The organism is Streptomyces sp. SID12488 (assembly GCF_010548275.1).
In the GTDB taxonomy this organism is placed as follows: Bacteria; Actinomycetota; Actinomycetes; order Streptomycetales; family Streptomycetaceae; genus Streptomyces.
The window spans coordinates 83,793-109,388 of record NZ_JAAGLT010000011.1 but is presented as its reverse complement, the minus strand read 5'-3'; the positions used below and the strand labels follow the sequence as shown (position 1 = coordinate 109,388).

Sequence of the window (25,596 nt, the reverse complement as noted above, 5' to 3'; positions counted from 1 at the left end):
TGAACCTCCTTGGAATTCGGGCTCTTTGTACAGGGATACGTGGGCAAGCGGGCCGAGACCGATCCGCTCGCGGAGCACAAGGCGCTGATGGAGGAGACCGAGTACGTCATTCAGGCGGACAAGTCGAACTTCAAGTACGCCTGGGTGTCCGAGCACCACTTCCTGGAGGAGTACTCGCACATCTCGGCCAGTGACGTCTACCTCGGCTACCTCGCCCACGCCACCGAGCGCATCCACCTCGGCTCCGGCATCTTCAACCCGCTCGCCCCGGTCAACCACCCGGTGAAGGTGGCCGAGAAGGTCGCCATGCTCGACCATCTCACCGGCAACCGCTTCGAGTTCGGCTCCGGCCGGGGCGCCGGCTCGCACGAGATCCTCGGGTTCATGCCCGGCATCACCGACATGAACCACACGAAGGAGCTGTGGGAGGAGACGATCGCCGAGTTCCCGAAGATGTGGATGCAGGACGAGTACGTCGGCTTCCAGGGCAAGCACTGGTCGCTGCCGCCGCGCAAGATCCTGCCCAAGCCGTACGGCCCCTCGCATCCCGCGATGTGGTACGCCGCCGGCTCGCCGCCCTCGTACGCCATGGCCGCCCGCAAGGGGCTCGGAGTTCTCGGCTTCAGCGTGCAGAAGGTCTCCGACATGGAGTGGGTGCTGGAGCAGTACAAGACGGCGATCGTGGACGCCGAGCCGGTCGGGGACTACGTCAACGACAACGTGATGGTGACGTCGACGGCGATCTGCGCGCCGACGCACGCGGAGGCGGTGCGGATCGCTGCGGGCGGCGGGCTGCACTATCTGCAGTCGCTGCTCTTCCGGTACCACGACACGTTCCCTCGTCCCGAGGGGTTCCCGGTGTGGCCGGAGACGCTGCCCGAGTTCAACGAGGAGATCATCGAACTGCTCATCGCCGAGGAGCTGTTGATCTGCGGGGACCCGGACGAGGTGCTGACGCAGTGCAAGCGGTGGGAGCAGGCGGGCGCGGACCAGCTGAGCTTCGGGATGCCGATCGGGATCTCCAGGGAGGACACGCTGCAGACGATCCGACTGGTCGGTGAGCATGTGATTCCGAAGATCGACACGGATCCTGTGCATCGCACCTCGCGGTTCCGGGGGGCGGCCTGAGGTTCGTTGGCGGGTGCGGGGCCGTCGTGGTTGTTCGCGCAGTTCCCCGCGCCCCTTAGGTAGGAGTGAGGTGCCGTCTTGCTTGATCATCTGGTCAGAGGGGTTACCGTCGTCGACGGGACCGGTCGCCCTGCCTACGTCGCCGATGTGGGGATACGGGACGGTCGCATCGCGGCCATCGGGACCCGGATCACCGAGGAAGCCCGGACGACCGAGGACGCCTCCGGGCTGGTCCTCGCGCCCGGGTTCGTCGATCCGCACACGCACTACGACGCCCAGCTCTTCTGGGACCCGTATGCCACGCCGTCGCTCAATCACGGGGTCACGACGGTCGCCGCCGGCAACTGCGGCTTCACGCTTGCCCCGTTGAACCCGGACCGGCCCGGTGACGCCGACTACACGCGCCGGATGATGTCCAAGGTCGAGGGCATGTCCCTGGTCGCGCTGGAGGAGGGGGCGCCCTGGAGCTGGAGTGGCTTCGGGGAGTACCTGGACGCGCTGGAGGGGCGGATCGCGGTCAACGCCGGTTTCATGGTGGGACATTGCGCGCTGCGCCGCTACGTCATGGGCCCGGACGCGGTGGGCGGACAGCCGACGGAACAGCAACTCGACGACATGTTGCGGCTGTTGCACGAGGCCATGGATGCCGGAGCCTGGGGATTCTCCACCACGCAGTCGTCCTCGCACTCCGACGGGGACGGCCGACCGGTGGCGTCCCGGCACGCGCTGCCCGCCGAACTCCTCGCCCTCTCCCAGGCGGTCGGCGAGCACGAGGGCACCCAGATCGAGGCGATCGTCGCGGGCTGCCTCGACCAGTTCAGCGACGCCGAGATCGATCTGTTCGTCGAGATGAGCGCGGTCGCCGGACGCCCGCTGAACTGGAACGTGCTCACGATCGACGCGTCCGTGCCGGCCCGCGTACCCCGCCAACTCGAGGCAAGTGAGCGTGCCCGTAAGGCGGGTGGCCGGGTCGTGGCCCTCACCATGCCCATCCTCACGCCGATGAACATGTCCCTCGGCACCTTCTGCGCCCTGAACCTGATCCCCGGCTGGGGACCGGTGCTAGGCCTGCCGATCGCCGAGCGGATCGCCCGGCTCGGCGACCCGGCCGTACGGGCCGAGCTGGTCCGCCAGGGGCGGAGCGAGGAGGCCGGCGTCTTCAGGCGGCTGACGGACTTCGGGCGGTATGTCATCGGGGACACGTACAGCGCGGCGAACGAGGGCCTGACCGGGAGGGTGGTGGAGGACATCGCCGCCGAACGCGGCCTCGACGCCTTCAGCTGCCTCGTCGAGATCTGCGTGGCCGACGAACTGCGTACGGTCCTGTGGCCCATGCCCACCGACAACGACCCGGCGTCCTGGGCGCTGCGCGCCGAGACCTGGCGCCACGAGGACGTACTGCTCGGCGGCTCCGACGCCGGCGCGCACCTGGACCGGATGTGCGGGGCCCCGTACACGACCCGGTTCCTCGGCGACTGTCTGCGCGGCCGGAAACTGGTGCCGCTTGAGCGGGCGGTGCAGATGCTGACCGACGACCCGGCGCGACTGTTCGGCCTCCGGGAGAGGGGGCGTGTCCAGGAGGGCTTCCACGCCGACCTGGTCCTCTTCGACCCGGAGCGGATCGCCGCCGACAAGGCCACCCTGGTGCACGACCTGCCGGGTGACAGCCCGCGTCTCGACTCGAAGGCGATCGGCGTGACGGCCGTGTGGGTCAACGGTGTTGAGACGATCCGGGACGACACGGTGACGGGCGCGGTCCCGGGCAGGGTCCTCCGCTCCGGCCGGGACACGGCGACGGTGAGCACCAAGTGAGCGACGGGCAGCGGCTGTTCATCGGCGGTTCGTGGGTGGAACCGGCCGACGGGCACTACGAGGTGATCGACCCGGCGACGGAGGAGGTCGTCGGGCATGCGCCGGAGGCCTCGGGGGAGCAGGCATACGCCGCCGCCGTGGCGGCCCGCGAGGCCTTCGGACCGTGGTCGCGCACCTCACCGGAGGAACGGGCCGCCGTCCTGGCCCGCGCCGCGGACATCATCCAGAGCCGTCTGGTGTCGTACGCCGCCCTCGCCCAGGCGGAGACCGGCGCCACGACGGGCACGGCGCGCGGGATGCAGGTGGGCGTCGGCGCGGCCCGTTTCCGCCGGTACGCCAAGGTGGAGCCGGCCGAGTGGGCGATCGCGCCGCAGGTCAACGAGGGGGGCCCGTTCGGGAAGGCCGCGGTGATGGGCGCGCTGGCCATACGCCAGCCGGTGGGCGTGGTCGCCTGCATCACCTCGTACAACAACCCGTGGGCCAACCCGGCCGGCAAGATCGCGCCCGCCCTGGCGATGGGCAACACGGTGGTCGTGAAGCCCGCTCCGCAGGACCCGCTGTCGGTGTACCGGATGGCGGAGGCGCTGGAGGAGGCGGGCGCGCCGCCGGGGACCGTCAACGTGGTCAGCGGACTGGGCGTCGGGGTCGGTGAGGCGGTCGTGGGCTCCCCGGACGTCGACATGGTCAGCTTCACCGGCTCGACGGCGGTCGGGCAGCGCATCGCCGAGGTGTGCGGCCGGAGTATGAAACGCCAGTTGATGGAACTGGGCGGAAAGGGCGCGGCCCTCGTCTTCGACGACGCGGACATCCGCTCGGCGGTCTCGGGCATCGGCACGACGTTCTCGTTCTACAGCGGCCAGATCTGCACGGCACCGACCCGGGTGCTGGCCCAGCGGGGCGTGTACGGGCAACTCGTGGAGCAATTCGCCGCGTACGCCGGTCACTTGAAGGTGGGTGACCCGCGAGCGGAGGGCACGGTGGTCGGCCCGGTGATCTCGGCGGCACACCGCGACCGGGTCGAGGCGTACGTCGAACTGGGCCGGAAAGAGGGTGCGGTGGTCGTGGCGGGAGGCGAACGGCCGCCGTACGACCGGGGGTTCTATGTCGCCCCGACCCTGCTGGCCGACTGTACGAACGACATGCGGGTGGCCCGGGAGGAGATCTTCGGGCCGGTGGTGACCGTCATCCCCTTCGACGACGAGGAGGAGGGCGTCGCGCTGGCCAACGACAGCGACTACGGCCTCATCGACTACGTCTGGTCGGGGGATGTGGCCCGCGCCTTCCGGGTCGCGCGCCGACTGCGGGCGGGCGGGGTCGGCGTGAACACCGTCGGGCGGAACATGGAGGCACCGTTCGGCGGGTTCAAGCGGAGCGGGGTGGGGCGCGATGTGGGGTCGTACGCGCTGCACGCGTACGGGGAGGTGCAGGCGGTCGTCTGGGCGGGGTGAGCGCGGTGAGCGCGTACGGCTGCGGGTGGCAGTGCCGGAGCAAAGCGAGGTGTGGACGGCCGGGGTGGGCCCCCGCGACGACGCGGGGGCCTCGCTCCGCCGCGGGTGCAGGGGCCCAGCCTGAGAAACGCACCGTCAGGAGTCGAAGCACTCCCGACCCGTGGCGCCGGCCGGTGTGAAGCACAGCCGTAGGCCGGTCCGGTTCGAGCCGCCGATCATCGGCGTGAAGCGGTAGGCGCCTGTATCCGCGGTGCTTCTGATGACGACTCGACGCGGACGAGTGCCGGGGGCCGAGACCTCGATCATGTCCCCGACCTCCGAATGCCAGATCCGGCCCCACGAGGCGGCGCACACCTTGCTGTACCGGATCTCCACCTCCGTACCGGTGCTGGTGTGGTGCGGCGGACCGAGCGAGTCCACCCGGCCGGGCAGTCCGCAGGCCATCGGTTTGGGATCCTTCCCGTCACACGCCTTCCCCTGGCATCCGGGGACGGGATCCAGCGTGGGGGAAGCCAGGCCCGTCGGACTTCCGGTGGCGCCGGCGCTCCGCAGAGACAGCGCCGTCAGAATCGCCACCGCGACCACACCGGTACCGGCAAGGAACAGCCCCTGGCGCCGAGCCCGCCGGGGGACGCCCGTGGCGCCCACAGCATCTGCGGGGACCAGGGCCGGACCGGGCGGGGACGTGGGCGAGGGCTGGGCAGGGCGGAGGGTGTGCCGGGCGCGCCCGCTCCACTCGGTGTCCGCCAGTTCCCACAGCGCGAGCAGCCGCCCGGCCGGCTCCCCCGCCATCGTGCACAGCACCTCGACGGCCTGCCGGGGCACCGGCTTCTTCCCGTTGAGATAGCGCTCCCAGGACGACTTGCTGTACGCCGTGCGCTCGGCCAGCGCCGCCAGGCTCAGGCCCGTCCGCGACCTCATCTCGCGGAGCCCCTCGGCCAGTGTCACGCACTCCGGTGCGGGGCCGGTCATCCGCGCAGCGCCCGCCAGGTATGCGGGCCCACGATGCCGTCCGCCGGCAGCCCTGCCTTCTTCTGCATACGTACCACGGCCGCGATGGTCTGCTGTCCGTAGACCCCGTCGACGATGCCCGGATCCATGTGGTGATGGGCCAGCAGGCACTGGGCCTCCACCACCTCCCAGCCCGGTCCGGCAAGGACGGCGGTGCGCGTCGCGTCGTATCCGGCCACCAGCTCTCCGCCTGCCGCGCCGGCCCGACGGACCTTGCAGGAGTACGACTTGCCCGGCTCGAAGGCGTACCTGGCGCTGGTGGTTTTGGCGGTACTGCTGGGCTGGGGGCTATCCAGCGCCGTCTGCACCATGTCGCCCCCGCCGTCGTCATCGCCCCAGGGAGCGGCGATCAGCATTCCGGCGGCCACCCCCACGAGCGCGGCGACCACCACGGCAGCGAGGGCGACGGGCCTGCGCACCCCCGGCGGCTCCCCAGCCCCCGACACCGTGCGCCCAGCCCCCAGCAGCACGGGCTCCTCCGCCAAGTCCCCGGGCCCCTCAGCCGGCGCCGCGGAGCCCTCGGCCGCGCCGGAACGCTCGGCAACCGCCTCGCCCCGCGTTCCCTGCTCGCCGCCATCCTCCGCACCGGCCTGCGAGGACGGCGCGTTCCGCTGCGGCCACGCTTCCTCCGCCACCTCGTGCAGCACCAGCAGCCGGACCGGATCCGCCCCCGCCGCACGCGCCAGCTCCTCCACCGCGTGCTGTGGCGGCAGCGCCTTCCCATTGAGGTAGCGATCCCACGACGAGCGGCTGTATCCGGTCTTGAACGCGAGTGCGTCCAGGCTCAGCCCGCTGCGGTCCTTCAACCTCCGCAACTGCACCACGAGTTGCCGGACTCTCTGGTCCAGAGAGTCCGGCAGTTCCTTCCATCGAGACACGCCCCACCCCAATACCCGTCAGAAACCCCCCAGGGCTCCCGCCCCATGCCCTGTTAGTACACCTCGCGCGGGCTCTGTGGCCAGGCCGAAGCGCGCACCCGTGTGGGCAGCCATGTGCCCACGAGGGGGGCGGGCGTCCCAGCGATGCCGCATCACGCCGGACATCCCAGCAGGTCAATGTGTGGGACGTCCCACGGTGTCCCAACGGGGCGGCCTCACTGGCCCGGATCCGGATTGACCAGCACTCTCTGGGGGGAAGCCGACGGCGCGGTCAACCCCGCATCGTCCTCACAGGAAGGAGGCCGATTCATGAACGTACGAAAGCGCACCACCCTCGCGACGTCAGAACCTGGACAGCCCGCTGTACCGATGGCGGAGCAACTGGCCGAATCGGCCTCCTGAAGCTGGCGCGAATCCATCCACGCCCCGTCATCGAAGAGCGTGTTCTCGCTCCCAGCCGCGCTGTTCAGGCCTGGCGAGCGGCACCACGCATCGGCTCGGCTCGCCGGCGGCGTCCCAGGACGTCCGCTCAGGCCCTGCCTCTGCCCGAGTGAAATCCCCCGAGGCACCCGCGTGCCCACATCCACCCACTTTGTCTCGATCTCGATAAGGAGACCATCATGCGTATCAACATGCGCCGCACCACCCTCGGCGCCGGAGCCATCGCCGCCGCAGTCGTCCTCGCTCTGCCCGGCAACGCCTTCGCCGTCACCAAGCTGTCGCAGTCCGCCGCGGCATCCCAGCTCAGAGAGGCCGGCGTCACGCACTCCTCCAGCGGCAACTGCACCACCCGCTCGAACAGCACCTGCACCTCGTACAGCCAGATCAACCAGGCCACGGTAAACGGACTGAAGACCCTCAAGAGCGCCAGCGACTGCGCGATCAACGTCACCGGCGGCACCGAGGACGGCCACGCCGACGGCACCTACAGCCACTGGAACGGCTACAAGGCGGACATCAACCCGAACTCCTGCATCACCAACTACATCCACTCCAACTTCACGCGGATCTCCGACCGCGGCGACGGTGCGGCCCGCTGGCGCTCCTCGTCCGGCAACGTCTACGCCCGCGAGAGCAACCACTTCGACATCACCTACTGCGGCGGCTCCGATGCCTGCACCAGCTCGGCCAGCAACTAGAGCCACCCCGCTCCGGCTCCACCACCTGACCCGTTGGAACCCCTTCCGCCCTGCCGTCGAGGAGATCTCGTGAAGTCCAGTACGAAGTCGAAACTGTCCGTCGCCGTGACCGCGGCGGCCCTGGTCGCCGGCGGCCTGCTCGGCGCCCCGGCCGCCTCCGCCGCCACCAGCTGCCTCGGCTCCACCTGCAACGGCCTCAACCCGGCCAACACCGTCTGCCAGAACGACGCCCGCACTGTGAAGGACGGCCCATTCCGTGGCGTGGAACTGCGCTACAGCCCGTCCTGCCGGGCCGCGTGGGGTCGTTTCCCCGACGCCCCCAGGGACGCGAAGCTCGAGATCAAGAACAGCCAAGGCAAGAAGTACACGACCAACGCCCCCTCCGGCGGCGGCACCTTCTTCAGCGTGATGATCAACGACAAGGATGTGACGGCCTGGGCGTGCGCTCACTGGGACAACAACACCCAGACCGAGTGCACGGGCGGCTTCTGAGCAGCCGCCGACGCAGTCTGTACCGGCGGGTGCCCGGCATCAGTTCGGACTTCCGCGAGTGCCCGGGGTCCTGCTGATGGTCCGTCGCGCGCTGTCGGTCCTCGCCTCCGTCGCGCTGCCGGCGGGGCCCTCTCGGCCCTCGCCGGTCCGGTGGAGGCTGCTTCCGCCACCGACTCCTCCTCAGCCGGCTGCTTGTACCCCGTACGTCTGCTTCTACATTGGCAGCCCACCTCCACAGGAAGTCTCGCAATCATGCTGAAGTTCCACGGCACCAGGCGGAAGGTCCTCGTCACCGGAGCCGCCCTGGCAGGTGCGCTCGCCCTCGCCGCCGGGCCGGCCTACGCCTCCTCCACCAACGTCTCCGGCCAGGTCGGCGGGAGCTACACGTACTACGGGACCGGGCGGACGATCACGGCCAACGGTTCGAACGTCTACCTCCAGGTCACCAACACGCCCGGCGTGGCCATGAAGGTCATGTGGTACAAGTGCGACAACCGCTCCGTGCACGGCTCGGACGTGGAGGTGGGCGACGGACGGCGGCACCTGATCGGCTCCAACTTCAAGTCCGGCACGGTCTTCTGCCTGGCGGCCGCCGCGGACCTCAGTGAGACGAAGCTCAACTGGAGCGGCACCCTCAACTGGAACGTCACCTCCTGACGGGCTCACGGGCCTGAGACCCCCCGGTAGTCCGTAGTGTCCTCGTTCCGCGGTATCGGTGTCGGCCTTGGGGGGCAGGTCACGGTCGGCTGGTGTTTCCGGTGGCGTTTTGTCGCCGGCCAGTCGCAGGGCGCCGATGGCGAGGTTGCGTCGGGTCGCCATCACGCGCGGCGCGTTGCCGGTTCGCAGACGACCTCAGGTGTTGTCCGTGCCCCAGGCTGCGAGGCCGCGGGAGGCCAGGCCGGTCTCGTGTGCGAAAACGATGGCCTGAGCCCGGCTGTTCAGCGTGAGCTTGCGCATGCAGATGTCTTCAGCCATGTGCCACGAGGGCGGGCTCCCCGACAAGTGGGCAGTCGTCAACTCCGGGTGAGGCGGCACGTGACCGCAGGAGTTACCCCGATTCGCTCAGGAGTCGCAGCAGAACGTCGACTTTCGATCTTGCTGTGACGAAATGAATACCCGAATAGCCAAGCCTCGCTCAGAGAGGCTCAGGCAGGCCCCGATGCCCGGTCCCGGGCGAAAGCAGGTCAGATGAACATCAGGCGTTTCACAGCCATAGCCGTCGTTGCGGCTGTTTGCACCATGGCTGCACCGGCGGTGAGCCAAGCGGCCGCGCCCGACGTCGCAAAGGGTGCCGTAGTAGCGGCGGCCAGCGCGAATACGTTGGGCCACTTCACCGGAGACGGTGTCAATATCCGCTCCGGTCCCGGCACCGGATACTCCTCCTTGGGCCAGGGACAGAGCGGCCAAGGCGTCGAGATCACGTGCTACTACTACGCCAACTTCGGCGACAGCGGGCAGAAGTGGTATTACCTCAAAAATAAAGCGACCGGCGTGATCGGCTTCGTCAGCAGTGCGTACATCAAGGTGACCAGCGGCGGTGTCGGTTACTGCCCCTGAACTTTTCCGGGACCGCAGACAGACCGGAAAGTCGGACATCGCAGAGATACTAAGACCCGCAGTTACCCGGCCTTCTTAACCGTCTTCGCGGTCCCGCAACGGGTATACCGGCATGCGGAGTCGGGGTTATTTCATCCGTTTGTCGGGGGCATGGCCCGGAGATGGCGTCACCAGCTCCGGAGACACTTGCAGACGAATGAAAGGGAACAAATGCGACCGAAAGTTTTGACGCGGACGCTCGTCGGTATCACTGCCGTCGTCGGGATTGCGGGAGCCTGACGAGTGCGGGCGCCAGCTTCGCGGCGTCCGCGCCGACCTCGAAGCCGGCGACGAGTTCCAAGGCCGTCGCCCCGCTCGCGGTGGTCAACCTCGGCCTGAATACCACGGAGGCCAAGAACGTCCAAGGCTGGCTGAAGAAATTCTGGCAGTACAACGACGCAATCGACGGGCAGCTGGGCACCAACAGCTGGAAGGCATTCCAGCGCGCCTTCACGGTTTACTACAACTACACCGGCGACATCGACGGAGTCGTCGGGAGCGGCACGGTGAAGGCGTTGCAACGCATGCTGAGGGCCGGCTCGGGCTACACCGGCGCGATCGACGGAATCGCCGGATCGGGGACCCAGGCCGCGTTCAAGGTGTTCGCAAACTCCCTTTGAGTTGGGTGCCGCATCGTGAGCCGAGTCCTGCACGGTGTTCGGGCAGCTGGTAGCGCTGGGCCAGACAGCCACGCCTTCCCGAAGACACGGGCGGTACCGGACCGGAACCGCTCGACCGACCAGGTCCGTGGTGAACGGCAGACCAGCCCCTGGACCCCGGGCCTTCTCCCACGAGGTGCGAGGGCCCATCGCGGGACAGCCCTCAGCCGCGCGCGGGCACGCTGTTGCTCAGCGGGTGAGCTGCCGGGCGCGGGCGTACTCCCGGCGCAGCAGTCCGCCGGTGACCACGGCACTGGTGAGCGCCGTCGCCGCCGACCGGTCATAGACCGTCGGCCGACTCAGCCGGGCGGGCTCTGTGCGCGGCGGCGGGTCGGACCTCGACGTGCAGCCGGTCGGAACCGGCAGGCAGTTCGGCCGCCGAGCCTCCGTGAGCAGCCGGCGGCCGTCCGGGACGCGACGTCGAGTTGCCGGCTAGCAGCCGAGGTAGAACCGGATGGTCGTCCCGTCGGGGCCGGTGTGGACCCGGACCAGGTCCGCGATGGCGTGCACCAGGAGCAGGCCGCGTCCGCCGCGCTGGTCCCGGGTGGCCGGGCGGCGGCCGGCGAGCGGGTCGGTCAGCTGGCCGCGGTCGCGGACCTCGCACACCAGCTGCGAGTCCTCCGCCCAGATCCGCAGGCTGCCGGAGCCGCCGCCGTGCACCACGCTGTTGGTGGTCAGCTCGGCGACCGCCAGCGCGAGATCGTCCAGGCGTACGCCGGACAGGCCCAGCTGCGCGCCCCACGCGACGGCGAAACGCCTGACGACCGGCAGCTCGGCGGTGCCGAAGTGCTGGGGCTCGGCCGCCGCGGGGGCCGGAACGAGGGGCTGGTTGTAGTGCGCGACGACCTGCCCGGGCGCGTAGGACGGGCTGGGCCGCCGACTGCCGCCGGAGACGATCACCGGGTGGGTGGCGTACGCGTCGGTGAGCACCTCGTCGTCGAGGCGCTCGGCGTCGTACGGGCACAGGATGGTCACGTCACGGCCCTCGAAGGCCGGGTTGATCAGCGCCTCGTGCTGTACGCACGCCGGGTACTCGACGCTGCTGCGGCCGGCCCAGATCGGCTCCCCGATGATCCGCACATGCGTCTGAGGGTGGGCGTCGGCGAAGGCGCGCAGCACCCTGGGGATGATCCGGCCCGGGTTGCGGCCCGCGTCGGTCATGTCGAGGAAGCGCACGGACTCGGCATCCCCGCCCAGGCTGTCCCTGAGCAGGGTCAGGTTCGGGCCGGGCACGGCGACCGCCACCGGATGCCCGGCTCTCAGTCCCTGACGGATGAAGGGCACCGTGCCGTCCAGGTACTCCTCCTCGCCCCGGTAGAAGAGGGCGGGATGCACGAACGGCTCGGTGGTCGACTCGTCGGTCGGCTCGCCGGTCGACCCAGCCGTCTTCGTGGCCGTCATCGTGCCACCACCTCGATCGCGGACAAATCAGGCCAGAACATGTCAAGCAACCGTGGCAGGCTGGCAGGCGGCCGTTCGACCACGATACGCCGCTCCGCCGGAAGGCCCTGGGCGGCCACCGCCAGGGCCGAGGCACCGGCGACATCGACGAACGTGACGCCGGACATCTCCAGATGGCACACGATCTCCTTACCCAGGGTCATACGAAGGGGCAGTCGCTCCAGCGCCCGCTCCCAGTCCGGGCACGTGACCGAGGTGATCTCCCCGACCGCCCGCCACCCGGCCCGGTCCCGCAGCGGTCGCAGCCGCAACGCGCTTCCCGACGGAACCGGCTCCGAAGCCGCTACCGACGCCGAGACATTCGCCCGTCGCAGACTGTCCACGCCCCACCTCCGTGTGCCGGTCGCACCCCAGTTCTGTTCGCCGTGCGGTCGGCGGAGGGAAGACGCTGATGCGCACCTCCAGCACGCCCGGCACGATGTTGCCACTTCCCCCTGCCCCGCAACCTCGGAATCATGCGCGGCACTTTGCACAGCCCCTCACGCACTGCCGCCTACGTACCGTGCCTTGGAGGCCGCGCGGACAGGCGTAGTAAGGCATCCCGGTAGCAAGGCAGGCGCAGGACCTGACGATCATGGAGTTGCGACGCTCTGTGATCACCTGGGAGACCTGTGCCTGTACTGCCATGGTCCGCGGGATCGACGGGGCCGGCCTCATCGAGGAGATCGACGGCGTCGGCGTCGCGGTCACCGCCAGGACGATGCCCCTGGCCGACGTCGGGACCACGTGGACCGAGCCCGAGGTACCGGGCGTACGCACCGTATTGACGCCCTGAACCCCCCATGGTCAGCCGGGCAGTTGGAGCGTGAAGACCGTCTCCGTTCCGGGGCAGCTGGTGACGTTGAGGCTGCCGCCGTGGGCCTCGGTGAACCGGCGGGCGATGGAGAGGCCGAGGCCGCTGCCGCCGGTGTGCCGGTTGCGGGACTTCTCGGCGCGCCAGAACCGGTCGAAGACATGCGGCAGGTCCTCCGGGCCGATGCCGGAACCGGTGTCGCTGACCTGGATCAGGACGATGTTCCCGGTCCGGCGGGACCGCACGGTGACACTGCCGCCGGGGGGAGTGTGGCGTACGGCGTTGGACACCAGGTTGCCGACGGCCTGGCGCAGCCGCATGGGGTCCGCGTACAGCTCGGTGTCACCGTCGGTGCGGACGTCCAGGGTGATGCGCGCACTCTGGGCCTGGCCTCCGTGGGCGGTGGCGACGTGGTGCAGGAGGTCGCCCGCGTCCAGGAGCTCACGGTGCAGCTGGAGCGTGCCGGCCTCGGCCGCCGCCAGGTCCCGGAGGTCGTCGATGATGTGCTGGAGCAGCAGGGTCTCCTCCAGCAGCACCGAGGTCACGTCGTCGTCCGGGGTGAGCACACCGTCCTGGGTGGCTTCCAGCCAGCTGCGGATGGTGCTGAGCGGTGTCCGCAGTTCGTGGGCGATGTCGCTGACCATGGCCTTGCGCTGCGCTTCGGTGCGTTCCCGGTGCTCGGAGAGGTCGTTGAAGGCGGCGGTGAGGCGGCCGATCTCGTCGCCGGTGGTCACCGGGACGCGGAGTTGCGGGCGGCCCGGGTTCCGTACGGCGCTGGTGAGCGCGCGCAGCGGTCTGACCAGGCGGACGCCGATCACCACGGTCACGGTCATGGTGAGCACGAGGACGAGGGCGACGACCCCGATGATGCGGATGGTGTTGGCCTGCGACAGGTCGAAGCCCGGAACCGCCGATCCGGCCGGTTCACTGACGAACAGCTGTGCCGCCGGGGCGACGTAGGCGGCGAGCTGTTCCCGGCGGCTGGAGTTGACACAGTTCTGCGCGGCCGGGGTGTCGGCGTCGCCCGGCTTGGGGGAGAGCGTGAGGTCGAGTACCACGGCGGGCCGGCCCTGATGTGCCAGGCAGTTTCTGATCAGCTTGTTGAGGCTGTCGAGAGCCTTCAGCTCGCCCGGTGTCGCGAGTGCGAGCTGGAGCGTGGATTCGCAGTGGACCAGGGCGTAGGCCTCCTTGGCGTCGTCGCCGGTCTCGATGCTGGGGTGACCGCTGAGCGAGACGGAGACCTTGGCGGGCAAGCCGAGCTTGCGGAGGCAGTCCCTGAGCGTGTTCGCGTTCCTGAGGAGATCCCGGCGCTGTGCGGCGGAAAGCCGGAACGGGCCGAGGACACGGGGGTCGATACGGTCGGTGCCGGCGTCGGGGAACAGCGCGGGGTCGACCTGGAGCGGGTCGATGACCGCGAACGCACGGTCGGGCAGCGGCGATGTGCCGGGCGCGGAGTCCGCGATCGTCCGGCGGCCGTGGTCCTGGGCGGTGAGGGTGATACGCCGGTTGGTCCGGTCGGCGAGCCGGCTGATCGTCCGTGTGACTCCGTCCCAACTCGGGTGGACGGCGGCGTAGTCGGTGAGCACCTTGTAGATGTCCGTGTCGTCGGAGAGGACCTGCCCCTGCTCCTGGCGGATCGCGCTGGTGGTGGTCCGTACCGCGAGCCAGGCGGTGGCGGTGATCGCGCAGAGGGCGACGAGAAGCGAGGAAGCCAGCAGCCTGACCAGCAGACTCCTGCGCAGCGGCACCCTGGTCTCGGGGGTCTCGGGGGTCTCGGGGGTCTCGGGGGTCTCGGGGGTCTCGGCGTGCACCGCGGGCTCAGTGCGCACGGTGGCCCTCGGGGCCGTCAGCCATCTTGTAGCCGACCCCGAAGACGGTCAGCAGGAGGACCGGCTGCTTCGGGTCGGCTTCGAGCTTCTTGCGCAGGTTCAGGATGTGCACGTCGATGGAGCGCTCGGTGATGAAGCGGTCGGACCCGCGGGTCCGGGTCAGCAACTGCCGCCGGGTGAAGACCCGTTCGGGCTCGGCGGCCATGACCGCCAGGACCTCGAACTCCCCGGGGGTGCATTCCACCTGCCGCCCGCCGAGGTGGACGGTGTGCCGGACCGGATCCACCGAGAGGGCGCCGGCCCGCAGGACCGGGTCGGTCGGCCGACGGTCGTCCGGGATGGCGGCGCCGCCGCCGGTACGCCGGCTGCGCCTCAGCAGGGTGCGGATACGGGCCATCAGCTCACGGGGGCTGTAGGGCTTGGTCATGTAGTCGTCGGCGCCGAGGTCGAGGCCGAGCAGCAGGTCCTCCTCGGTGGTGCGGGCGGTCAGCATCAGCACCGGGAGGCCGGACGACTCCCCCCGCAGAATGCGGCAGACGTCCAGGCCGTCGACCACCGGCATCATCACGTCGAGGACGAGCAGATCGGGCGGTCGGCGGCGGGCCTCGTCGATCGCGGCACGTCCGTCGTGCACCACAAGGGCGGTGTGGCCCTCGCGTTCCAGATAGCGCCGGATCACCGTGGCCTGTCTGACGTCGTCCTCGGCCACCAGGACATGTGCGCACATGCTGCCGACCATAGGGCGGGGCGCTGCGATTCAGACAGGTTTTTGATTACAGCCTGACAGGATCCTCATATCGCTCGGCCATGGTGGCCGCCATGCCGAACATCAATGACCGGCCAGGCCTTGGTGCTGTGGCCGCAGACGTGTCCCGGGTCCGTCCGGTAGCCGGTTCGTCCTCAATCGCCGGACGGGCTGCGATCAGCCCGTCCGGCGATTGAGGACACAGCGCGGCCGAAGGCCGCGCAACCCGGCGAACCAATGCGGCAACAGCACCAGGTCCCGATCCGTCGCGTTGGCCGCCGTCGGGGTGGTGGCGATTTCCGCGCTCACCGCGTGCGGTGGCGGATCCTCCGGTGCGGGCAGGGCCGGTGACACCGACGTGGCCTCGATCTCCAGCCCGGCCGCGAGCGCCGGATCAGCCGGGCCGAGCGCCAACCCCGACTCGGGCCGCCCCCAACTGCGCCTGGACGGCAGCGAGGAGGAACACCGGAAGCTCAACAACGCCTGGGTGTCCTGCCTTCAGAACCACGGAGTGAAGACGTACACGAAAGGCTCGGCGGGCGCCGAACGGATCTTCCCGGGCGTGAACGCTTCGGACTTTCCCGCATCGGCGAAGGTCTGCGCCTTGAAGCAACCACTTCAGCCTGTGGAGACGGACCCGAAGAAGAACCCGCATTACGCCGATGACTTCCGCGAATGGATCAGGTGCATGAACTCCAAGGGGCTCAAGGTTGTCGGGCTGCCCGACAACGCGGGCTGGAACTACGCCTCCAACAACCAGCCGGCCAATTCGGATGAAATCGAGAGCAGTTGCCGGCTGGAGGCATTCAGTGCGAAGCAGTGAGCACGTTCGGGCCGACGAGCCGCCCGGCAGCGCGGTGCCGGGGAAAGCGCGGAAACGGGTCGTCATCGCGGTGACCGCACTGCTCACGGCAGGCGTGGTGGGGGTCAGCCTGGCCGGGGTGCGGAGTGGTGGGAAGCCGTCGGGCGCCGCGGCGAGCGGTGCGCCCCGGGTGAGCACCGTCGCGGTGGTCAGGACCGACCTGTCCAGCACCCTTTCGCTGCACGGAACCCTGGGCTACGGCAGGACCGTATCGGTGAAGGGCGGCAAGGACGGCCTGGTCACCCAGCTGCCGGCGGTCGGGGCCAAGGTGTCCAGGGGCAGGTCCCTGTACCGGCTGGACGATCGTCCGGTGCCGGTGTTCTACGGGACCACACCGCTGTTCCGCCCCCTGGACACCAGGGGTCTCATGGGCAGGGACGTCAAGGTGGTCGCGGACAACCTCAAGGCGCTCGGCTACGACATCGGCGCCCAGCCGGCGTCGGGCAGTTGGGTCGCGCAGCGGCCGGAGCCGACCGGCGCCGCGAGCGCCTCGCCGTCCCCGTCGCCCTCGGCATCCCCCTCCCACTCCCCGTCGCCGTCCTACGTCCGGGTCAAGCCCGGCGAGGGGGTGCTCACCGCCTCCCTGATCGCGGCGGTCGGGCGGTGGCAGACCCAGGTCGGTATGCCCTCCACCGGAGTCCTCGGCGCCGGCGACGTGGCGGTGCTGCCGGGCGAGGTACGGGTCGGTGCCGTACAGGCGCAGCCCGGCGACCCGGCCACCGGAACGCTGATGTCGGTCACCGGTACCGCCAAGTCGGTGTCGGTGGCGCTGGACGCGACCGACGTCGACTCGATCCAGCAGGGTGACAAAGCGACCGTGACGCTGCCCGACAACTCCGAGGCCCATGGCACCGTCTCTGCCATCAGCACGGATGCCCAGGCATCCGACCAGGCAGGCGGTGACTCCGGCGGCACACCGCAGCTGGTGGTGACCGTCTCGCTGGACAGCACGGCGGCGCTGCGCCGCCTCAACTCCGCACCCGTACAAGTGCAGTTCACCGGGCAGACCAAGAAGGGCGTACTGGCCGTGCCGGTCGGCGCGCTGCTCGCGCTGAGCGGCGGCGGTTACGCGCTCCAGCTCCCCGGCGGCCGTCTGCTGGCCGTCGAGACGGGGATGTTCGCCAAGGGACTGGTGGAAGTGAGCGGCACCGGCATCACCGCGGGCACCAAGGTGGCAACGGCCTCATGACCGACCGCACACGTCCGGTACTCACCGTCCGCAACGCGAGCATGGCGTATCCCGGTGGGGTCAACGCGCTGGACGATGTCTCGCTGGCCATCGAGACCGGTGAACTACTGGCCATCGTCGGACCTTCCGGGTCCGGCAAGTCCACTCTGCTGAACATCATGGGCACCCTGGACCGGCCGACGAGCGGCACCGTGGAGATCGGTGGCCGGGACGTTTCCTCGCTCTCCGACCGGCGGTTGTCCGCGCTGCGTGGCCGCTGGCTCGGCTTCGTCTTCCAGCAGTTCCATCTCACCGAGGGGCTGACCGCAGCCGAGAACGTCGCCACCGGTCTGCTCTACGCGGGTGTGCCGCGCGGCCGACGCCGTCCGCTGGCGCTGGAGGCGCTGGCCCGGGTCGGCCTGGGCCACCGGGCCGGACACCTCTCGCACCAGCTCTCCGGCGGTGAACGCCAGCGCGTCGCCATCGCCCGGGCTCTGGTCAACAACCCCGCGCTGGTGCTCGCCGACGAGCCCACCGGCGCGCTGGACACCGCCAACGGACGGGCCGTCCTTGAGCTGCTGACCGAGCTGAACGACGAGGGCACCACCATCGCGATCATCACCCACGACCGGGACATCGCCGAGCGGCTGCCCCGTCGGGTGGAGATCCTCGACGGACGCCTCGTCGCCGACACGTATGAGGGGTCATGAACACCACCGGGAACACCACCGTCACCGAGGCGAACAGCAGGCCGGTACGGCTGGCCCCGCTGGATCTTCTGGGGCTGGGTCTGCTCGGCATCCGTACCCGGAAGATGCGGGCCGCGCTGTCGGCCCTCGGCATCTCGATCGGCATCGCCACCATGATCGTCGTCACCGGGATCCCGGCCTCCAGCCAGAAGGCGCTGCTGAACGAGCTCTCGGCGATGGGCACCAACATGCTCCAGGCGCAGCCGGTCCCCAATCCGAACTCACCGGTGCTGCTCCCGCCGGAATCGGTGGACATGGTCCGCCGTATCGGTCCGGTCACCATGGCCAGTGCCGTCGCCAACACCCATGCCACCGTGCACCGTTCGGACCATGTCGACCCCGGCGACTACGCCGGACTCACCATCCTGGCCAGCGAGGTCAACCTGCTCCCGGCCATCAACGCCGAGGTGCGGTCGGGCCGCTTCCTCAACGCCGCCACCGAGAGGTTCCCCACCGCGGTGCTCGGTTCGGTCGCCGCCACCCGGCTCGGCTTCGCGAAGCTGAACGACCGGGGACCCGCCCCGCAGATCTACATCAACGACCGCTGGTTCACGGTCATCGGCATCCTTGCCCGAACCCCGCTCTCCCCCGACATCGACCGCTCGGTACTCGTCGGATGGGACGCCGCCCGCGCCCAGTTGAAGTTCGACGGACACCCCACGGTGATCTACATCAAGGCCAGGGAATCCGCCATGGAGGCGGTCCGGGGCGTGCTGCCCGCCACGGTCTACCCGCAACTGCCCGGCATGGTCCAGATCAGCCGCCCGTCCGACGCGCTGGCCGCGAAGCGCGCCACCCAGACCACCTTCTCCGCCCTCTTCCTGGGACTCGCCGGAGTCGCGCTGCTGGTCGGCGGTATCGGAGTGGCCAACACCATGGTCATCTCCGTCCTCGAACGCCGCCGTGAGATCGGCCTGCGGCGCGCGCTGGGCGCCAACCGGGGCCAGATCCGCGGCCAGTTCCTCACCGAGTCCGTCGCGCTGTCCGCGCTCGGCGGCGTGGCCGGTACGGTCCTCGGCGTCTTGGCCACCGTCGGCTACGCCACCTACCAGCACTGGCCGCCGGTCGTCCCGCTCACTTCGGTGGCGGAAGGGTTCGGCGGCGCCGTACTCGTCGGCATGATCGCCGGTGTCTACCCGTCCATCAGGGCCGCCCGCCTCACCCCCACCGAGGCCCTCGCGTCAGCATGAACGACATGGACGACATGGACGACATGGACGAAGGGCGTTGGGCCGTTGGACGGCCCAACGCCCTTGCTTATGCGCCTACTTCTGGAAGGCTTTCACCTGGCAGGCGGTGTCGATCTCCTCGAAGTTCGGAGGATTCGACTGGCTCGAGTCGAACGAGTAGTCGGAGCTGCCGACCATGGTGACCCTGACGCCGTGGGCGTTCAGACACTTCACCCAGACCCGCAGGTCGTCGGAGTAGTCCGGATTCGTGGCCGGGTCCATCTCCGGCGGCGTAATCGGCTCCTTCGACGCGCAGGCCTTCGCTCCGGCCTTCTCGGCCGGGGTGGTCGGCGCTCCCTTCAGGGGCCCGCCCTTCGCCCTCAGGCAGGCGTTCCAGCTGTCCCACATCCGGTTGGTCTCCTCGGCGGAGCTGTCCAGCCGGATAACGGGGCGGCCGGCGTCGGGGTCCGTTGTCCGCGTCGGTGTCCCAACTGCCTTGCCCGGGCTCGCGATCGAGGCGACATCGCTGTCACCGGCACTGCTTCTGTCACTCCCGCTGCCCGAGCCGCCGCCACCGCACGCGGTGAGGACGACAAAGCCCGTTGCGCCGATGACGGTGAACAGTGCTGCCCGCGCGGAGCGGCCGGAAACCGGCCACCTGAGATGAGAGGGGTTCGTCATGGCGGCCACTGTGGCCGAACGATATGAGGATCCTGTCAGGTTGCTGATAAGGGCCTGTCTGAACTGACAGCCCGGTCATGGCAGCGCAGGCACAGGTCTCTCCGATGATCACAGAGCGTTGCAACTCAATGATCGCCAAGACCTGTGCCTGTCTTGCGGCTGGGTGCCACCATCACGCCTATCCGCGCGCCCTCTTACGCGCAGTGACGGCCGAGCCGAGGCGGGGTCGCAGAACGGGCCCCAGGTCTCCACGCCATGCCTCCACTCCATCTCTCCGCGCCATATCTCCACGCCATATCTCCACGCCGGTTCCGGAATAGGCCGTCCCGGACGGGGAAGGCGCGACAGCACGACAGCCGCGGGCTACGTCAGATGTCGCGCGCGGCGTGGCACGGCGCGGCCCCCGGCGGCACATCCGGACCCCAGACCCGAGGTGAGTACATGTCTGCCGTCCCCACTTCTCCGACGTCGGCATCGGTCGCCGCCGGGCTGCTGACCATCCGCACCGAGATATGGGGCACCACGGTGGTCCTGACACCGAGCGGGGAGATAGTCCACGGCTGCACAACGTTGCTCGGCCCGGTCCTGGACAAGCTCCCCGGCGGGACGGACGGTCTGGTCCTGGACATGGCCGAGGTCACCTTCATGGACACGGCCGGACTCCAGTTCCTGGAGCGCCTGGAGGATTTCAGAGCCGCCGCCGACATCCCGTTATGGTCCGTCAACTGGAGCGGCCAGCCCCGCCGCATCCTGGAGATCACCGGCCTGTCGGCCCCTGCCGCCGGGTCCGGCCCCGCAGGTTCCACCTCCGCGTGGCTGCTCCCGGACACTCATCACCTGGTCGTCCTGCTGGGCTCTGATCAGGGACTCGCCGCGGTGGCCGCGGAACGCGCGGAACAGGTGGACAGACTCCAGGCCGAGGTCCAGCAGTTGCAGCAGGCCATCGAGTCCCGCCCGGTCATCGACCAGGCCCGCGGAATCCTCATGGCCGTCGAAGCGTGCACCGCCGACCAGGCCTGGAACGCCCTGCGCGACGCCTCCCAGCACACGAACACCAAACTCCGCGCCGTCGCCGAAGCACTCGTCGCGGCGAGCACCGGTGGCCCGCCTCCGTCCGAACCTGTGCGGACGGCGCTACGGGATGCGGTGCGGCGCCAGCACGCGCGTGATCAGGCGTCCTGACGGTTGTCGCGCAGTCGCATGGGTCCATGGAGACTCCGTACCGCCGCCGCCCCGTCAGGACAGGGGCGTCTCCCGGACCGTGAGCGGGCCGACGATCGCGTCCAACTCCGCGTCCGTGAGGGGGCCGCCGGTGCCCAGGCCCTCCCAGCTCTCCAGTTCCCGGAGGACCTGGACCTGCACGTGGAAGACGCTGAAGAAGCGGAACATGAGCTGGAAGACGGAAAAGTCGTCCCCCAGCTCCCCGATCACCCACCGCGCGGCCTCGGAGGCCGACCGACCCTCATCGCCGAACCTCCGGAGTCCGGCTTCGATCGCGGCCTTGTCGGTCATCAGCTGAACACCACCTCGACCTCGGTGTATTCGCCGGGCGAACCCACCAGTTTCTCGAATGTCAGTTGCCCCGTAGCCCTTGGGCATCCTTGGCCAGGGCGTTCATGGCGTTGGTGAACAACTCACCACCGGCCGGGGCATCGCGCCCCGGCCGGCCCTCCGAGTGTCAGATGCCGATCTCCCGGCCCGACGAGTCCCACACGTACACGGTGCCGATGACCCCCTGATGCAGGATGATCATCCCCGGCGCATACTCGACCTCGAACGAGATCTTGTCGGCGCCCGCTGCAAGCGGCAGTACGACGTCCAAATGGTCACCGGCGGCGAGCAGGCGCTGCTCGCCCCACGGCTCGAACACGACGATGGTGTCCGACTCCTGGTCGGCGTGGACTCTGAACTTCATTGTGGTCACCAGTTGTTGACGATGTACTGCATGAGTTCGGCCCGTGGGCCGGCATCCGGGTTGGTCGCGGAGAGCTCGCTCACCTTCGCATAGGCCTTGCGGACGTTCTCGATCTGCCGGCGCGTGCAACCGAGTTTCTTCACCTTGGCGACGTGCGCAGCGGTCTGCAGGGCCTCGTTGGCCTCCGCGCCGCGTCCCCACAGTTCGAGGCCCATCTTGGGCATCGTCAGGCCCCGAGCAGTGGCGAGAGCCTTGACCACCCTCATTTCCTGCCCTACGAGCGTCGAGATCTTGACTCCTGCGGTGACCCCCTCCACCGCGCCCTTGGTGGCGCCACCGGCCTCCAGCGCGGCCTGGAAGGCAGCCAGCGACTGGTTCGCCGCGAGCGCGGCCCGCATCGAGGCGACGACCTTCGCGACCGTCCCGCTCGGTCGCGGCGATGTCCCGCTGCGTCTTCGCCTTGTCGCGTTCGGCCTCGGCGGTGGCGCGCCTGGCCTTGGCGTCGGTTGCGGTGGCCTTCGCGGTTTCTGTGAAGCTCTCCCCGAGCCTCAGCCGAGGGTCAGCATGCCCGACCAGTCACCGCTGGGAACCGCTGTAAAGGCCCCGAGGGTTGAACGGCCGCCCGGGTAGAAGCGGACGGTGCCGGTCGGCGTGACCCCCCAGATGTCCGGGATGGTGTCACCGTTGGCGTCGGCCGTGCCGAAGAGCAGTTTGATGTCGGTGGAGGTCCAGCCGGACGTCGCGTAGTCGGAGTTGTCCGTGCCTCCGGCCGATTGCCCCGAGGTGGACAGCGAGTCGAGGCTGACACCGCCGCTCGCGCTGTCCTTGATTCCTGTACGCAGCACGAGGCGTCCACTGACGATCCGGTAGATCATGTCCGTGACCCCGTCCCCGGTGATGTCCTGGAGGCTGACCAGGTCACGGGTCGCCCATGCCGGGCCGGTGTTCAGCGCCCTGACCGCGTCGATGATGGCCCCGTTGTAACCGGTGAGGGCCCACAGGGTCTCCACGGTGTCGCTGTCCTTGACGGTGAGGAAGAAGTCGGGCTTGCCATCCCCCGTGGCGTCACCGGACGACACGATCTGGGTGACGGCCGCCAGGTCGGGCCCGCCTGCCGGGAGTAGGATCTCCTGCCGTTTGTCGATGTTGACCGCGCCGTAACCGTCGCCCGGGTAGACCCACAGTTTGCCCTCGCGTACGGCGACGAGGTCCTGGAGGCCGTCGCCCCCGTAGATGTCGCCGAGGTGCGCGACCAGCGTGTTCTTCCAGTATCCCGGGACCGGACCGACGTACAGCGGCTTGTTGTCGGCCACGTTCCCGTTCGGGTCCTTCTCCGGGTTCTCCCGATAGGCGCCGGACATCGCGGGCCCGAACGTAGCGGTCCCCTTGGTCAGGTCGAAATTGCCCCTGTTGGGATACATCCAGAGGTCGCCGCGGTAGTTCACCACCATCAGGTCCGCGAACTTGTCACCGGTGAAGTCGCCTTCCGTGTCGGCTTTGTCTCTGGGGGTGATGTAGAAGAAGTACTTCCGGGGATCCGACACATGCCCCGCGTCGTCAACGGCCCGTACGTACAGCACATTCGGCCCGGCCAGCGGTGGCTTGGCACCGGACCAGGTGGTCGTCGTCGAGGTGGCGGCGCCGTTCGTGCGAGGGAGGGATCCCGTGTAGTTGGTCGCGTTGAAGGAGAATTCGTACTCGACCACATCCGTCTGCGAGGCCCTGAAGACGAAGGACCCCGCTGTGCCGAACTTGACCGTGCTCCAGATGGCGTCCTCGGCCTCGTTGCGGAGACCGTTGTTCGACCTGTCCGCGTTGGGGAACTGGACCGACGTGACCACGGGTGGCGTCGGCCGTGAACTGTCGAAGACGAAGCGGCAGTACGGCGACTTCGCGGGCGCGAATGAGGAGCTGGCCCCTGCCTTGTCCACGGCCTTCACTCGCCAGGAGTACGTGGTGCCGTTCTTCAGCCCGCTGGTGGAGAACGGGTCGGTGTGTTCCCGGGTCGAACCGGTCTGGCCGTCTATCTTCGCAATGCCTTTGGATCCCAGCAGGTTGCCGCTGCCGTTCGTCGGCCAGAGTTCGAATTGGAGCGAGGCCAGGTTGTTGTCCTTGTCGGTCGCGTTCGCCCAGAAGGTGATCGAGGAGGCACCGACGTTGACGTACGGCGCGACGGTGTCGCACGACAGGTCGGGATCGAGGTCCAGGCTGGTGGGTGCGCCCGGCGGGCGGTTGTAGACCAGCTCGATGTACGGGCCGTTTCCGTCGTTGGCCTGGAACTTCTTCCAGGAGTACGCGGAGTTCTCATCACCCGCGCGCAGACCGAGGGTCAGAGAGTCCGCGCCGTCCGAAAGCGCCTTCTGTGCGGCGCGTTTGACGTCGAACTCCTCGTACTCGTCCGGGCAGGTCGCCGCCCTGTACCCGTGGGCGAAGCTCTTGGTCGCCAGCTTGTTGCCGGCCGTCATGCTGGGCGCGTTCCGCCAGGTCGTCTTGTTGCTGATCGGCCCGGTGACGTACACGTTCACGCTGCGCGGGCTGCATGACCAGGAGTACGTCTCCAGTATGTGCAGTTTCGCGGTCTTGACGGTGGAGCCCTTCAGGTCAGGGTTCCAGTCCATGGTGAAGAAGGACCGGGACGTCCCCCAGGTGTCCGACTCGAAGCCGACCCGCGCCTCGCTCGTCCCCTGGTTGAAGTTCCGCCCGTCGTAGAAGTTCGCGTTGGGGTGACGGCTGTAGGCCGTCGTCCAGTCGTTGTGGTGCTTGAGGATCGACGGGTCGACGAAGACCGGGTACACCGTGTCCGCGTCGGCGAGAAACTCCTGATCAGGCGTCAGTGTCCAGGTCGAGCCGTTCAGGTCGGTCTCGATGAGCGTGCCCTTCGAGTCCGGCTGTGGGCCGGCCAACGACGGCAGATCGAACGTCGCGCTCGCACCCGAATGCGTCGGATCCGGAGAAGCCTCCGCCGGTACGGAGGGACTGGCCCCCGCGCCTTCCGATGCGGACGGGTCCGGGGCCTCGTCGGTGGCGTCCGGGAGTACCTCGGCGGCTGTGTCCCCCGAGTCGACGTAGTCGGAGGTGTCGCTTGGCTCAGGCGAGTCCGACGGGGACTCGGAGTCGTCGGGCTCGCTCGACTCGTCCTCGGACAACGACTCCGAGTCGGTCGGTGAAACGCTGCTGCCGGCCTGGCCGTTGGTGAGCGCCGGGGTGCCCGAGCTGTCCCACATCAAGGGGGTGGGAGAGACCGCCACCTCCTCGCCGGCGTCGTCCTCGGCGCTGATGATGCCGGTGGTCGGGTCCAGGGAGAAGCTGAGGTCGGGGGAGGACAGGCCGTACGACAGCTGTGTCACCCGGGGGTCGGCCGCCGCCGCACGGGTCTTCAGGACGAGCAACTGTGCGAAGCCTCCGTCGTCCGCCGTCAGCACCAGGTCGGCGCCGGGCAGGATCTCCGGGTAGAGCGCTCGCGAACCGTCGATGATGGGTGTCGGAATGTCATACGGCCAGGTCAGGACGATGTCGTGGCCGCTGGTGGTGAGGGTCACCAGTGCGTTGCCGGTCGTCGTGGTGTCCGCCTGCGCCAGCAGGGGGACCCGGAGCGCGCCCGCGCCACGATCGGCCCGGTCGTCCTGTCCGCGGGCATCCGTACCCGCCGAGAAGGTCATCCGTACGTTCGTCGCCCTGGGGGACCAGCCGTCCTCGGTCTGCCCGAGTGAGGTGTCGATCGCTTGCCAAGTCCCGTCCACCTTGGCCCGGATGGGCGTTGAGTGGATCCGCCGCTGCGACAGGCCGTCCGGCCGTGCCCACGTGGTTTCGTACGCCGTGCGCAGCCCGGTGACCTCGACCGGCTTTCCGATTCGCGCTGCCTTCACCGCAGCCTCGGTCTGACTCAACGGCGCGCTGTGCCGGGGCTTTGTCTCCGGCTGTGACCGCTCCCCGCTGCCGCTCAACCCGGCGTACGTCAGGCCGGAGGCCGCGACGGCAGCCACGACGGCCGCCGCGATGATCCGGCGACCGGGTCTGCGGCGCCATGTGCTCGGCCGTGTGCTCGACATGCGCGAGGTTTC

The 25,596-nt window shown here is 69.2% G+C and carries 26 protein-coding genes; 14 read left to right on the top strand and 12 right to left on the bottom strand.

Features of this window, described 5'->3' with window-relative positions:
• The first annotated feature begins 9 nt into the window (after nt 1-9).
• From G3I56_RS19090 to G3I56_RS19080, 3 genes are all read left to right on the top strand, one after another.
• Complete coding sequence (locus G3I56_RS19090; RefSeq protein ID WP_164410442.1) at nt 10-1,128, top strand: LLM class flavin-dependent oxidoreductase; 1,119 nt, start codon at nt 10-12, stop codon at nt 1,126-1,128.
• A gap of 78 nt (nt 1,129-1,206) precedes the next feature.
• A complete protein-coding gene (locus tag G3I56_RS19085; protein ID WP_164410440.1) occupies nt 1,207-2,940 on the top strand; it encodes a D-aminoacylase in 1,734 nt (577 codons plus the stop codon).
• The gene (locus G3I56_RS19080) at nt 2,937-4,388 is read left to right on the top strand and encodes an aldehyde dehydrogenase family protein (RefSeq protein ID WP_164410438.1); all 1,452 of its coding nucleotides are present in this window, start codon (nt 2,937-2,939) and stop codon (nt 4,386-4,388) included. Before G3I56_RS19085 ends, G3I56_RS19080 begins: the two co-directional genes overlap by 4 nt.
• Nucleotides 4,389-4,523: 135 nt before the next feature.
• Here the strand turns inward: G3I56_RS19080 and G3I56_RS19075 are convergent, their stop codons facing one another.
• Both G3I56_RS19075 and G3I56_RS19070 read right to left on the bottom strand, forming a co-directional pair.
• The gene (locus tag G3I56_RS19075; RefSeq protein WP_164410436.1) at nt 4,524-5,360 is read right to left on the bottom strand and encodes an XRE family transcriptional regulator; all 837 of its coding nucleotides are present in this window, start codon (nt 5,358-5,360) and stop codon (nt 4,524-4,526) included.
• Nucleotides 5,357-6,277: a peptidoglycan-binding protein gene (locus G3I56_RS19070; protein ID WP_164410434.1), complete on the bottom strand. Its 921-nt coding sequence runs from the start codon at nt 6,275-6,277 to the stop codon at nt 5,357-5,359. The genes G3I56_RS19075 and G3I56_RS19070 overlap by 4 nt, the downstream gene beginning before the upstream one ends.
• A 620-nt stretch (nt 6,278-6,897) precedes the next feature.
• Between G3I56_RS19070 and G3I56_RS19065 the strand changes: the two genes are divergently transcribed.
• The 3 genes from G3I56_RS19065 to G3I56_RS19055 all read left to right on the top strand — a co-directional run bounded on the left by G3I56_RS19065 (nt 6,898) and on the right by G3I56_RS19055 (nt 8,565).
• The gene (locus G3I56_RS19065; RefSeq protein ID WP_164410432.1) at nt 6,898-7,416 is read left to right on the top strand and encodes a hypothetical protein; all 519 of its coding nucleotides are present in this window, start codon (nt 6,898-6,900) and stop codon (nt 7,414-7,416) included.
• Nucleotides 7,417-7,485: 69 nt separating this feature from the next.
• A complete protein-coding gene (locus tag G3I56_RS19060) occupies nt 7,486-7,908 on the top strand; it encodes a DUF2690 domain-containing protein (protein ID WP_343239996.1) in 423 nt (140 codons plus the stop codon).
• A gap of 252 nt (nt 7,909-8,160) precedes the next feature.
• Entirely contained in the window at nt 8,161-8,565 is a 405-nt protein-coding gene (locus G3I56_RS19055; protein WP_164410430.1) for a hypothetical protein, read from the top strand.
• A gap of 195 nt (nt 8,566-8,760) precedes the next feature.
• On the opposite strand, the gene G3I56_RS44755 is transcribed toward G3I56_RS19055, so the two are convergent.
• The gene (locus G3I56_RS44755) at nt 8,761-8,883 is read right to left on the bottom strand and encodes a hypothetical protein (RefSeq protein WP_275406757.1); all 123 of its coding nucleotides are present in this window, start codon (nt 8,881-8,883) and stop codon (nt 8,761-8,763) included.
• A 213-nt stretch (nt 8,884-9,096) separates the two neighbouring features.
• On the opposite strand from G3I56_RS44755, the gene G3I56_RS19050 reads away from it, so the two are divergent.
• Both G3I56_RS19050 and G3I56_RS19045 read left to right on the top strand, forming a co-directional pair.
• Nucleotides 9,097-9,465 carry an SH3 domain-containing protein gene (locus tag G3I56_RS19050; RefSeq protein ID WP_164410428.1) on the top strand — a complete coding sequence of 123 codons (369 nt, stop codon included), beginning with the start codon at nt 9,097-9,099 and terminating at the stop codon, nt 9,463-9,465.
• Between the two features lie 359 nt (nt 9,466-9,824).
• Nucleotides 9,825-10,124: a peptidoglycan-binding protein gene (locus tag G3I56_RS19045; RefSeq protein ID WP_343239995.1), complete on the top strand. Its 300-nt coding sequence runs from the start codon at nt 9,825-9,827 to the stop codon at nt 10,122-10,124.
• 471 nt (nt 10,125-10,595) lie between these two features.
• On the opposite strand, the gene G3I56_RS19040 is transcribed toward G3I56_RS19045, so the two are convergent.
• Together G3I56_RS19040 and G3I56_RS19035 are read right to left on the bottom strand one after the other, a co-directional pair.
• The gene (locus G3I56_RS19040; protein WP_203690192.1) at nt 10,596-11,564 is read right to left on the bottom strand and encodes a sensor histidine kinase; all 969 of its coding nucleotides are present in this window, start codon (nt 11,562-11,564) and stop codon (nt 10,596-10,598) included.
• Complete coding sequence (locus G3I56_RS19035) at nt 11,561-11,947, bottom strand: STAS domain-containing protein (RefSeq protein WP_343239994.1); 387 nt, start codon at nt 11,945-11,947, stop codon at nt 11,561-11,563. The genes G3I56_RS19040 and G3I56_RS19035 overlap by 4 nt, the downstream gene beginning before the upstream one ends.
• 257 nt (nt 11,948-12,204) lie before the next feature.
• Here G3I56_RS19035 and G3I56_RS19030 point away from each other — a divergent pair, with 257 nt between their 5' ends.
• A complete protein-coding gene (locus tag G3I56_RS19030) occupies nt 12,205-12,399 on the top strand; it encodes a hypothetical protein (RefSeq protein WP_164410426.1) in 195 nt (64 codons plus the stop codon).
• An 11-nt stretch (nt 12,400-12,410) separates the two neighbouring features.
• Here G3I56_RS19030 and G3I56_RS19025 read toward each other — a convergent pair whose 3' ends face one another.
• A complete protein-coding gene (locus G3I56_RS19025) occupies nt 12,411-14,246 on the bottom strand; it encodes a HAMP domain-containing sensor histidine kinase (protein ID WP_343239993.1) in 1,836 nt (611 codons plus the stop codon).
• On the bottom strand, nt 14,236-14,973 hold the full coding sequence (locus G3I56_RS19020; protein WP_164410425.1) for a response regulator transcription factor: 738 nt from the start codon (nt 14,971-14,973) through the stop codon (nt 14,236-14,238). Before G3I56_RS19020 ends, G3I56_RS19025 begins: the two co-directional genes overlap by 11 nt.
• 376 nt (nt 14,974-15,349) lie before the next feature.
• Between G3I56_RS19020 and G3I56_RS19015 the strand changes: the two genes are divergently transcribed.
• From G3I56_RS19015 to G3I56_RS19000, 4 genes are read left to right on the top strand one after another with little or no spacing between them, the layout of a single operon-like run.
• Nucleotides 15,350-15,814 carry a hypothetical protein gene (locus G3I56_RS19015; protein WP_164410423.1) on the top strand — a complete coding sequence of 155 codons (465 nt, stop codon included), beginning with the start codon at nt 15,350-15,352 and terminating at the stop codon, nt 15,812-15,814.
• The gene (locus G3I56_RS19010; RefSeq protein ID WP_343239992.1) at nt 15,801-17,042 is read left to right on the top strand and encodes a hypothetical protein; all 1,242 of its coding nucleotides are present in this window, start codon (nt 15,801-15,803) and stop codon (nt 17,040-17,042) included. Before G3I56_RS19015 ends, G3I56_RS19010 begins: the two co-directional genes overlap by 14 nt.
• On the top strand, nt 17,039-17,731 hold the full coding sequence (locus G3I56_RS19005) for an ABC transporter ATP-binding protein (RefSeq protein WP_164410421.1): 693 nt from the start codon (nt 17,039-17,041) through the stop codon (nt 17,729-17,731). Before G3I56_RS19010 ends, G3I56_RS19005 begins: the two co-directional genes overlap by 4 nt.
• On the top strand, nt 17,728-18,960 hold the full coding sequence (locus G3I56_RS19000; protein ID WP_164410419.1) for an ABC transporter permease: 1,233 nt from the start codon (nt 17,728-17,730) through the stop codon (nt 18,958-18,960). The genes G3I56_RS19005 and G3I56_RS19000 overlap by 4 nt, the downstream gene beginning before the upstream one ends.
• A 75-nt stretch (nt 18,961-19,035) precedes the next feature.
• Here the strand turns inward: G3I56_RS19000 and G3I56_RS18995 are convergent, their stop codons facing one another.
• On the bottom strand, nt 19,036-19,620 hold the full coding sequence (locus G3I56_RS18995; protein WP_164410417.1) for a hypothetical protein: 585 nt from the start codon (nt 19,618-19,620) through the stop codon (nt 19,036-19,038).
• A 441-nt stretch (nt 19,621-20,061) separates the two neighbouring features.
• Here G3I56_RS18995 and G3I56_RS18990 point away from each other — a divergent pair, with 441 nt between their 5' ends.
• Complete coding sequence (locus G3I56_RS18990; protein WP_164410415.1) at nt 20,062-20,802, top strand: ANTAR domain-containing protein; 741 nt, start codon at nt 20,062-20,064, stop codon at nt 20,800-20,802.
• Nucleotides 20,803-20,856: 54 nt separating this feature from the next.
• Here the strand turns inward: G3I56_RS18990 and G3I56_RS18985 are convergent, their stop codons facing one another.
• The 4 genes from G3I56_RS18985 to G3I56_RS18970 all read right to left on the bottom strand — a co-directional run bounded on the left by G3I56_RS18985 (nt 20,857) and on the right by G3I56_RS18970 (nt 25,584).
• Nucleotides 20,857-21,132 carry a hypothetical protein gene (locus G3I56_RS18985; protein ID WP_164410413.1) on the bottom strand — a complete coding sequence of 92 codons (276 nt, stop codon included), beginning with the start codon at nt 21,130-21,132 and terminating at the stop codon, nt 20,857-20,859.
• A gap of 166 nt (nt 21,133-21,298) precedes the next feature.
• Complete coding sequence (locus tag G3I56_RS18980; protein WP_164410411.1) at nt 21,299-21,535, bottom strand: hypothetical protein; 237 nt, start codon at nt 21,533-21,535, stop codon at nt 21,299-21,301.
• Nucleotides 21,536-21,540: 5 nt separating this feature from the next.
• Nucleotides 21,541-21,933: a DUF4951 domain-containing protein gene (locus tag G3I56_RS18975; RefSeq protein ID WP_164410409.1), complete on the bottom strand. Its 393-nt coding sequence runs from the start codon at nt 21,931-21,933 to the stop codon at nt 21,541-21,543.
• A gap of 150 nt (nt 21,934-22,083) precedes the next feature.
• Nucleotides 22,084-25,584, bottom strand: coding sequence for a DNRLRE domain-containing protein (locus tag G3I56_RS18970; protein WP_164410407.1), 3,501 nt, complete (start codon nt 25,582-25,584; stop codon nt 22,084-22,086).
• Nucleotides 25,585-25,596 lie beyond the last annotated feature (12 nt).